Annotated in this window: 11 protein-coding genes; 3 read left to right on the forward strand and 8 right to left on the reverse strand. The window is 77.9% G+C overall.

Annotated features, from left to right (window positions below; all coding sequences use genetic code 11):
* Nucleotides 1-12: 12 nt before the first annotated feature.
* From ASF82_RS14295 to ASF82_RS14315, 5 genes are all read right to left on the reverse strand, one after another.
* Complete coding sequence (locus tag ASF82_RS14295) at nt 13-663, reverse strand: hypothetical protein (RefSeq protein ID WP_056058386.1); 651 nt, start codon at nt 661-663, stop codon at nt 13-15.
* The gene (locus ASF82_RS14300) at nt 660-1370 is read right to left on the reverse strand and encodes a hypothetical protein (protein WP_056058389.1); all 711 of its coding nucleotides are present in this window, start codon (nt 1368-1370) and stop codon (nt 660-662) included. Before ASF82_RS14300 ends, ASF82_RS14295 begins: the two co-directional genes overlap by 4 nt.
* Nucleotides 1367-1693 (reverse strand): hypothetical protein, encoded by a 327-nt coding sequence (locus ASF82_RS14305; RefSeq protein ID WP_156370167.1) that lies wholly within the window; start codon nt 1691-1693, stop codon nt 1367-1369. The genes ASF82_RS14300 and ASF82_RS14305 overlap by 4 nt, the downstream gene beginning before the upstream one ends.
* Nucleotides 1694-1806: 113 nt before the next feature.
* The gene (locus tag ASF82_RS14310) at nt 1807-1998 is read right to left on the reverse strand and encodes a hypothetical protein (RefSeq protein ID WP_056058394.1); all 192 of its coding nucleotides are present in this window, start codon (nt 1996-1998) and stop codon (nt 1807-1809) included.
* Entirely contained in the window at nt 1995-2549 is a 555-nt protein-coding gene (locus ASF82_RS14315) for an Asp23/Gls24 family envelope stress response protein (protein ID WP_056058399.1), read from the reverse strand. Before ASF82_RS14315 ends, ASF82_RS14310 begins: the two co-directional genes overlap by 4 nt.
* Before the next feature lie 167 nt (nt 2550-2716).
* Between ASF82_RS14315 and ASF82_RS14320 the strand changes: the two genes are divergently transcribed.
* From ASF82_RS14320 to ASF82_RS14330, 3 genes are read left to right on the forward strand one after another with little or no spacing between them, the layout of a single operon-like run.
* Entirely contained in the window at nt 2717-3274 is a 558-nt protein-coding gene (locus ASF82_RS14320) for an RNA polymerase sigma factor (protein ID WP_056058403.1), read from the forward strand.
* The gene (locus ASF82_RS14325; protein WP_056058405.1) at nt 3271-3981 is read left to right on the forward strand and encodes an Asp23/Gls24 family envelope stress response protein; all 711 of its coding nucleotides are present in this window, start codon (nt 3271-3273) and stop codon (nt 3979-3981) included. Before ASF82_RS14320 ends, ASF82_RS14325 begins: the two co-directional genes overlap by 4 nt.
* Nucleotides 3981-4382: a hypothetical protein gene (locus ASF82_RS14330; protein ID WP_056058409.1), complete on the forward strand. Its 402-nt coding sequence runs from the start codon at nt 3981-3983 to the stop codon at nt 4380-4382. The genes ASF82_RS14325 and ASF82_RS14330 overlap by 1 nt, the downstream gene beginning before the upstream one ends.
* A 178-nt stretch (nt 4383-4560) precedes the next feature.
* Here the strand turns inward: ASF82_RS14330 and ASF82_RS14335 are convergent, their stop codons facing one another.
* Genes ASF82_RS14335 through ASF82_RS14345 form a run of 3 tightly spaced genes read right to left on the reverse strand, consistent with a single transcriptional unit; the run spans nt 4561 to nt 8688 of the window.
* Entirely contained in the window at nt 4561-5214 is a 654-nt protein-coding gene (locus tag ASF82_RS14335) for a glycosyltransferase family A protein (RefSeq protein ID WP_056058411.1), read from the reverse strand.
* Nucleotides 5211-6773 carry a D-glycero-beta-D-manno-heptose 1-phosphate adenylyltransferase gene (rfaE2, locus tag ASF82_RS14340; protein WP_056058414.1) on the reverse strand — a complete coding sequence of 521 codons (1563 nt, stop codon included), beginning with the start codon at nt 6771-6773 and terminating at the stop codon, nt 5211-5213. The genes ASF82_RS14335 and rfaE2 overlap by 4 nt, the downstream gene beginning before the upstream one ends.
* Nucleotide 6774: 1 nt before the next feature.
* The gene (locus ASF82_RS14345) at nt 6775-8688 is read right to left on the reverse strand and encodes an aldehyde dehydrogenase family protein (protein ID WP_082514666.1); all 1914 of its coding nucleotides are present in this window, start codon (nt 8686-8688) and stop codon (nt 6775-6777) included.
* Nucleotides 8689-8935: the final 247 nt, after the last annotated feature.

The following is an 8935-nucleotide window of genomic DNA, read 5'->3' on the forward strand; positions in this document are numbered from 1 at the left end:
CGGCAGGCGCGGCTAGGCGACGCGCGGGTCGCTGCCGCGCTTCGCGACCGAGGCGCCGACCACCTCGACGAGCACCGGCACCTCCTCGCCGAGCACCCGGTCGAGACCGCGCACCACGTCGCTCGCCGCCGCGACGACCGGCGCCGGGGCCGCGCCCGCGGTCACCCGCACGCGCACCTTGAGCGCCGGGCGGCCGCGGACCGTCCACGCCGACACGTGCACCGAGGTCACGTCGCGTCGGGCCGAGAGCGCGTCGGCCACGGCCGTCTCGGCGAAGGCGGCCGAGATCGCGATGGACCCGGCCGGCTCGTCGTGCACGACCAGGCGACCGGTGCGTCCGCCACCGTGGGCGACGGCGGCCACGGCGAACACGATCACGAGCAGCAGGCAGAGCGCCGCGAGGGCCACCGCGAGCCAGCTGCCCGCGCCGCCCGCGCCGCCCATGCTGTCCGCGCTGCCCGCGCCCGACGGGTCGAGCGGCGTCGCCGCGACGGCGTCCGCGACCGCCGAGGAGGCGTCGGCCAGCCAGCCGCGGACGGTCCCGCCCAGGGAGCCCGAGCCCCCGGGCAGCGTCGCCACGATCAGGAACGCCCCGACGGCGAGGGCGACGACGCCCACGACGACGAGCAGCAGGCGGTTGAGGAACCGGTTCGACGAGGTCACGCGTCCAGCCTCCCGTGGTCGGCGACGCGCGAGGTCACGCGGAGGGCGGGCTGCACGGGCCGGCTCTCGAGCTCGGAGCGGACGGCGGCGAGCACGCCCTGCTCGTCGACCGTCACCCCGGAGGCGGGGGTCAGCTCGACGCGCGCCTCCCGTCGCGAGACCCACACGGTCACCTGCCCGGCGCCGAGGCGCCCGGCCGTGCGGGCGACCCGCGCGAGCGACGCCGCCAGCACCGTGTCGTCGACGACCGCGGCGACGCGCTCGTCGGTGATCTCGTGGCGCCCGCGGTGGCCGGCGGTCAGGCCGAGCAGCACCAGCACGACGCCGACGACCGCCGCGGCGACCCCGGCGGCCACGACCAGCCCGGGGGCCTCGCCCAGGGCGGTCGTGAGGGCGCCGAGCACGTCGACGGGCGACGCGAGCAGCGCGGGGCGGCCGAGGGCGGCGAGCACGGCCTCCGTGCCGAGCCAGGCGGCGGCGAGGGCGGCGACCACCAGCACGACGACGGCGCTGGCCGAGCGGCTCGCGCGGCTCTCGCGGCGGACGAGCCGCCGGTAGGGCGCCGTGACGTCCGGGCCGGGGCCCGAGCGGACGCCGGCGTCGGGCGCGGTGGCGTCGGGCGCGGTGACGTCGGGCGCGGTGACGACAGGCGCTGTGCCGTCCGGCCCGGCGACGCCGGGCCCCGTGGTGTCGGAGGCGGTGCTCACGCGACCCTCCCGGTGCGGTCGAGCTGGGAACGGCTGACGGTCACGTCGACGCGCGAGACGGTGCGCCCGGTGATCTCGGAGACCCGCCTCGTCAGCGTCGACTGGAGCTCGCGCACGAGGCCGACGACGCCTCCCGCAGGCACCTGCACCGACCCGGAGAGCGCGGGCACCCGCACGGGCGTGGTGACGCGGAGCGCCAGGTGGCCGGCGTCGTCGGAGGCGTCGACGCGCACCTCCGCGCGGTCGACGCGCAGCTGCTCGGCGACGACGGCGGCGGCGACGCGGGTGAGCACGCGGGCCGCGAGGCTCACGTGCCCGGGCACGACCGGCCCGCGCCCGGCTGACCCGTCGCCGTCGCCGTACGCCTCACGCAGGGTGGACGAAGCGGACGGAGCGGACCCGCCGACCGACGCCGCGGCCGACCCGGCCCCGGCGCTCACGACGACGAGCGCCGGCCGCGCAGCGCGTCGAGCAGCCCGCCCAGGTCGGTGCGGCCCGAGACGACACGGCCGACGAGCCCGCCGACCGCGATGCAGAGCGCGACGATCAGCAGGGCGCCGAGGCCCCACTCGAGGCCGACGACCGCGAGCACGGCGCCGACCGCCATGCCGACGACGGTGGCGCTCACGAGACGCGGCCCGGGGCGGCGGCGGCGCCGGCCGCGTCGTCGTCGTCCTCGCCGGGGATGTGGACGTCGTTGATCGCGACGTTGACCTCGGCGACCTGCATGCCGACGAGGTCCTCGATGGCCCGGGCCACGGCGGCGCGCACCTGCTCGGCGACCAGGGTCATCGGCTGCGGGTACTCGACGACGATCGTGACGTCGGCGGCGACCTGGGTCTCGCCGACCTCGACGCGCACGCCCTGGCTGAGGTCGCTGCTGCCGATCACGTCGCGGAGGGCGCCGAACGCGCGGGCCGCTCCGCCGCCGAGGGCGTGCACGCCGGGCACCTCGCGGGCGGCGATGCCGGCCACCTTCGAGATGACGCCGTCGGCGATGACGGTCTTGCCGGGCGAGGCGACGCCCGGGGTGCCGACGCCGCTCGCGGGGGTCGTGGAGGCGACGGGCGCCTTGTCGACACGGCTGGCGCCGGCGGCGGGGATCGTCGCGCCCGACGGCGTGGTGCCGACGGTGCCGGGGGTGGTGGCGGTGCTCGGGGTCTTGTCGGTGGCGGCCATGGGCTGCTCCTTCTCGTCGGTGCGTCGGTGGTGCCGGGTGCGGTCCAGGGGCGCCCGGCGGTACGGTCGTCAGTGAGACGGACGCCGAGGCCCGGGTGTCACGGTCCCCGTCCCTTCCATTTCCTACACGGCCCGGCTCTGCCGGGCCCGGTGACCGAGGAGGCGCGATGGCGGTCGACCTGTCCGGTGCAGCCGACGGGGTGCTCGCGACCCGTGCCGCCGAGGGCGACGAACGCGCCTTCGAGGTGCTGCTGCGCCGCCACCTGGGCCTGATGACCGCCTACGCGACGCGGCTGACGCGCTCCCGGGCTGACGCCTCCGACGCCGTCCAGGAGGCCTCGGTCGTCATCTGGCGCGAGCTGCCGCGGCTGCAGACGCCCGACGCGGTGCGCGGCTGGATGATGACGATCGTGTCGCGCAAGGCCTACGACCTCATCCGCAGCCGCCGCGTCGCCGACGACGTCGACGAGCTCGAGGTGCCCTCGCAGAGCGGAGCGGTCGACGACCCGGAGCGCGTCGCCGCCTCCACCGACGCCATGGGCGCCCTGCGCGGCGCGCTCGCCCGTCTGCCCGCCTCGCAGCGCGAGGTGTGGACCCTGCGCGAGGTCGGAGGCGAGTCGTACGCTGACATCGCCGAGCGCACCGGCACCAGCGTGACCGCCGTCCGGGGCCTGCTCGCGCGGGCCCGTGAGACCCTGACCCGAGAGATGGAGGCCTGGCGATGAGCGACGACCCGACGCGCACACCGCTGACGCCCGCCGGCGCGGCCCCGAGCGACCCGGTGGTCGACCCGCCGGTGGACCCCGCCGACGTCGATCCGACGCTCGACCCCGCCGACGTCGACCCCGCCGCCGAGCTCGAGGTCGTCGACGACGGCCCGATCTCGATGGAGCGGCTCAGCGACTACCTCGACGCCGGCCGCGAGCCGTACGACCCCGAGATCGAGTCCGACCCGTCGGCGCTGGCGCAGCTGGCGGCCCTCGCGCGCCTCCGCTCGATGACCGCGGGCCTCGTCGCGGAGGACGCCGCCGCCGAGCCCGCCCCCGACCCCTCCTGGATCGCCGGCGTCATGAGCCGGGTGCGGCTCGAGTCGCGCACCGGCCGGGAGATCCCGCTCTCGTCGCCCGACCCGCGGAGCACCCTGCACGTCACCGAGGGCGCGGTGCGCTCGCTGATCCGCGAGGCCGGCGACGCGGTGCCCGGCGCCGTCGTCATCTCGTGCGGCATCGTCGGCGACGTCGACCGGCCCGACGCGGTCGTCGGCGTCGAGGTCGCGATCAGCGCGCTCTTCGGCACGACCGTGCCCGACGTGGCCGACGCCGTGCGCGAGGCGGTCGCGGCGCACCTGGCGGCGCAGACCGAGCTCGTCGTCGAGGCCGTCGACGTGACCGTGCGCGACGTGCACCTGCTCGACACCGACGGAGGACTCTGATGGCCGACCCGCTCGACGACGACCGCCTCTCGCTGCTCGCGGCCGAGCTCGGTGCGCTCGCGGCCGCCTGCCCCGGCGTCCAGCGCGTGCAGGCGCGCCCCGGCTTCGGCTCGCTCGTGCGGCAGGCCGTCGAGGGCCTCGGCGCCGTCGTCGGCGGCGGGCCGGGGGGAGGCGCGGACGCGTCGTCGTCGGCCGCCGCGCTCGAGGGCGGTCGCCCGGTGCCCCTCGTGGGCGTCGCCGTCGCGGAGGCGGAGACCCGCGTCACGCTCGACATCGCCGTGGGCGAGGGCGCGCAGGGCCCGGCGGTGGCCCGCGAGGTGGCCGCGCGCCTCCTCGAGCGGGTCGCGGCGGAGCCGCTGCCGCCCGCCTCCGTCGACGTGCGGATCGTCGGCCTCACCTAGCGCGCGGCGGCGGATGCCGGGCGCGCATCGAGGTGCCGCTATCTGGCGCCTGCGAGGCGCCGAGGGCCCGGGACTGGGCACCCCGGGGGAGTCGCGGCGTCGGCACCGCCGTCGCGTCGCCTCCCGCGCGGGTGCAGGTGGGCGTCGCACCGGGGCGAGCCCCGCGCGCGGCGGCGGCCTAGGCGACCCGGTAGGCGGCCCAGTCGCCCGGCTCGAGGTCGAGGGCCGCGGCCTCGTGCGCGAGGTTCGCGGCGTTGTGCAGCGACCAGCGCTCGAAGCCGGGGGCGCCGCGGCGGATCCGCTCGGGCTGCACGCCGCCCTCCCAGAGCTCGAAGGCGACCCGCTCGTGCGGGCGCACGTCGTCGAGGTACGAGAGCCCCTGCACGGCCGAGCCGACGAACCCGCAGCCGAGCCGCTCGAGGGCGTCGTGCATCCGCGCCAGCGTGCCGGGCTCGAGCCAGACGTCGTCGTCGAGGAAGAGCACGGCCGGCGCCGACGCCCGCTCGAGCAGCGACTGCCGGTGCTCGGCGAGCCCGCGCCGCGGGTGGTGCACGTGGGCCGAGACGGCGCGGCCCTGCGCCCGCAGCACCCGGACCATCGCCTGCGCGGCGGGGGCCGTCCAGTCGGGGTCACCGGTCGACTGGTCGCTGATCACGACCGAGAACGGGGGGTCGTCCTGCGCCGCGAGCCCGGCGAGCGTCACCGCGAGCTCGGCCGACCGGTCGGCCGTGGGCACGAGCACGTCGACGGCGGCGGGCGCGGGAGTCGCGGTGCGCTCCCCGAGGACGGCCGACGCCGCCCACGCCCCCGACCAGAGCCGGCTGCCGCTCACGGCGTCGCCCCGCGGATGCGGTCGACGATGCCGGTCGTGGAGTGGTCGGAGACGTAGTCGAGGATGCGGACCTCGCCGCCGCCCTCGACCACCGCCGCGGTCTCCTCGAGCATCTGCGGCGTGTAGTCGCCGCCCTTCGCGTAGAGGTCGGGCCGGAGGCGCCGGATCAGCGGCACCGCCGTGTCGGTGCCGAACGACGTCACGTAGTCGACGCAGCTCAGCGCCGAGAGCACCCCGGCGCGGTCGGCCAGGTCGTTGATCGGCCGCCCCGGGCCCTTCAGCCGTCGGGTCGAGGCGTCGTCGTTGAGGGCGACCACGAGCACGTCGCCGAGCTGCTTCGCCTGGGTGAGGTAGGTCGTGTGGCCGCGGTGCAGCACGTCGAAGCAGCCGTTCGTGAGCACGACGGTGCGCCCGGCCGCGCGCTCGTCGTCGAGGCGGCGGACGAGCTCGTCGACCCCGAGCATCAGGTCGCCGGTGCGGTCGAGGTGCACGACGAGGTCGTCGGTCGAGCAGACGGAGGTGCCGAAGCGCTGCACCACGATGTCGGCGGCGGCCTGCGCGAGGTCGACGCTCGTGGTCAGCGGCAGGCCGGCCGCCCGGCCCACGGTGAGCGCCGCGACGAAGGAGTCGCCGGCGCCGGAGGCCTGCCGTTCGCTCGCCCGCCGGGCCCAGGTGCGGTGCCGGACCCGCGCCTCCGCCCGGCCTGCGGGGGCGTCCTCGCCCGCGCTCACGCCCCCGTCGCCCGGCTCGCGCACCAGCGTCATCGTGCCGTCGTGGTCGAGCGTGACGACGACGACCTGCGACCCGGTCGCCGCGAGCACCCGGTCGGCGGCGTCGGCGACCCGCTCGACGCGCACGTCGGTCGGCAGCGCGTCGCCGACCGCGAGGCCGACGAGCGCGGCGACCTCGCCGGCGTTCGGCGTGACGAGGTCCGGGCGGAGGCGCGCCCACGGAGCCAGGTCGTGCGCGTCGACCACCACCAGCGGCGGGCGCTCGGCGGTGGGCCGCGCGACGAGCGCGTCGAGCACCGGGCCGGTCAGCGAGCCCGTGCCGTAGTCGCAGACGAGCTCGGCGTCGGCCCCGGTCGCCTGGGCCGTCGCGGCCTCGGCGAGCTGCGCCAGGGCCGCGGGAGGCGCGGGCGCGGCCCCGAGGTCGTCGAGCCGGATGAGCACCTGGTCGTCGACCATCACCCGGTTCTTCGCGACGGTGACGAGGCCGCGCACCCGCACCACGCCCGAGGTGTCGACCCCGTGCCCCGCGAGCAGCTCGGTGAGCCGTCGACCGGCCTCGTCGTCGCCGACCAGCCCGGCGAGGCGCACGCGGGCCCCGAGCGCGGCGAGGTTGACGGCGGTGTTGGCCGCGCCGCCCGGCACGTAGCGGCGGGTCGCGACCTCGACGACGGGGGCGGGGGCCTCGCGCGTCATGCGCTCGGTCGTGCCCTGCCACCAGCCGTCGAGCACGAGGTCGCCGACGACGCTGACGACGGGCGCCGCCTCGCGGAGGGCCCGGGCGACCTCGGGGCTGAGGCCACGCACCGCGGAGAGGTCGGGGCGCGCCACGTCAGTCGCCCTCGGCGGGCTGGGCGAGGTGGACGCGGGGCTGCTCGTCGGGCGAACCGGTGCCCTCGTCGCCGGTGCCCTCGCTCTGGGTGCCCTCGCTCTGCGTGCCCTCGTCGGGGTCGCCGCCCTCGGCCGGGTCCTGGGGGTGGGGCGTGCGCCCGGTGGAGGCGGTGGTCGCCGCGTCGGAGTCGGCGTCGGCCGACGGGGAGGGGGCGGAGGCGCGGGGCGCGGCGGGCGGGGCGGCGGCGGTGTCGACGGGGTCGGTGGCGGCCGCGTCGGCGCCAGCCGGGACCGTCGCGGCGGCCACTCCCGAGACCGGCGCGACGGCGGCGGGGCTCGCCTCGGGCGACGGACGGCTCGCCGAGGCGGCCGTGTCGGCGGAGCCTGCGGTGCGGGCGGTGCCGGCGGTCTCGTCCGCGCCTCCTGCGCTCGCCGTCGGGGCAGCCCGGCGCTCGCCCGCGAGCACGGGTGTGCCGTAGTGCACGACCTTCGTGAGCGTCATCTCGTCGAGCAGCTCGGGGCCGTAGCCGAAGCCGGCGCCGCTCTCGCCGCGCGGCTGCGCCGACCCGCCGGGAGCCCCGCCGAAGACCGCGTTGATCTTCACCGTGCCGACCGGCAGCTCGGCCATGGCCCGGTTCGCGTGGCCGATCGAGCCCGTCAGCACCGTCGCCGCGAGCCCGTAGCGCCCGGCGCAGGCCAGGCGGAGGCCCTCGTCGAAGTCGTCGACGACCTGCACGGGGGCGACGGGGCCGAGGGTCTCCTCCTGCACGACGGTCATGTGCGGCGTGCAGTCGACGAGCACCGTCGCCGGGTACCACGAGCCCGGCCCGCTCGGCACGGCCCCGCCGACGAGCGCCCGTGCCCCGCTCGCCAGCGCGTCGTCGACCTGGCGCTGGACCTCGTCACGGAGGCGCCCGTCGACGAGCGGGCCGAGCTCGCCCCGGTCGTTGCGTCGCGTGGCCTCGGCGACCAGCGCCTCGACGAAGGCGTCGGCGACGTCGCGGTGCACGTAGATGCGCTCGACGCTCGTGCAGATCTGCCCCGCGTTCGCGAAGGCGCCGATGGCGGCCTGCTCGGCGGCCCACGCGGGGTCGACGTCGGCGTCGACGATGAGGGCGTCGTCGCCGCCGTTCTCGAGCACGACGTGCGCGCCGGTCAGCGCGGCGACGCGGGCGATGCGGCGGCCGGTGGCGGTGGAGCCGACGTGCGCGACGACGTCGACGTCGGGCTGCTCGGTGAGCGCGGCCCCGACGGCGGCGCCGCCCGAGACGGTGACCAGCACGTCGGGCGGCAGCACGGCGGAGACGATCTCGCCGAGCAGCTGGCCGACGTGGGGCGAGCGCTCGCTCGGCTTGTGGACGACGGCGTTGCCCGTCACCAGGGCGGCGCCGATCAGGCCGCAGGCGACGGCGACCGGGTCGTTCCAGGGGGTGACGGCGGCGACCACGCCGCGCGGCTGGTCGATCGTGAAGTCGGCGGCCTCGCGGGCGCCGACGAGGCTGAGGCCCCGGTGCAGCGGACCGAGCTCGGCGTACTGGCGCAGCGTGTCGGCGCCCGCGAGCACCCCGCCGCGGGAGTCGTCGAACGGCTTGCCCGTCTCGTGCTGGTTGAGCGCGGCGAGCTCGTCGGCGCGCTCGCGCAGGGCGGCGGCGGCGTCGTGCAGCAGCTCGCCGCGGGCGGCGGCGGGGGTGCGCATCCAGGCACCCTGCGCGGCGCGGGCCCGACGGACGGCGTCGACCACGGCCTCGCGGTCGGCCTCGGCGACGTCGCCGACGAGCGTGCCGTCGCGCGGGTCGAGCACGGTGAGGGTGCCGGCGGCGTGGGCGGTGCCGGCGGCGTCACGGGGGTCGGCGGGCGCGGTCGCCGTCGGCTCCGGGGTGCGGGAGCCGGGGATGCTCGGGGCGAAGGTGGTCATGCGGGCCGTCCTCTCGTGTCGGTCGCCCCTGCCCTACCCCGGCCCGGGCGACCTCACACGTGCGCCCCGCGACCCCGCACCGAGGTGACTCGTCCCGGGCCCTCGGCGGGCGGGAGGGCCCAGATCGGGGCACCTCGTGGGCGCGCCTCCCGCGCGCACGCTCCCCGCGCCTCCCGCGCCCCCCACGCCGGTCAGTTGCCGTTTTGGGGGCTTCCTGGAGCGCTACAGCCCCTCAAAGTGGCAATTG

The sequence above is a fragment of the Frigoribacterium sp. Leaf164 genome (assembly GCF_001423665.1).
Classification (GTDB): domain Bacteria; phylum Actinomycetota; class Actinomycetes; order Actinomycetales; family Microbacteriaceae; genus Frigoribacterium; species Frigoribacterium endophyticum.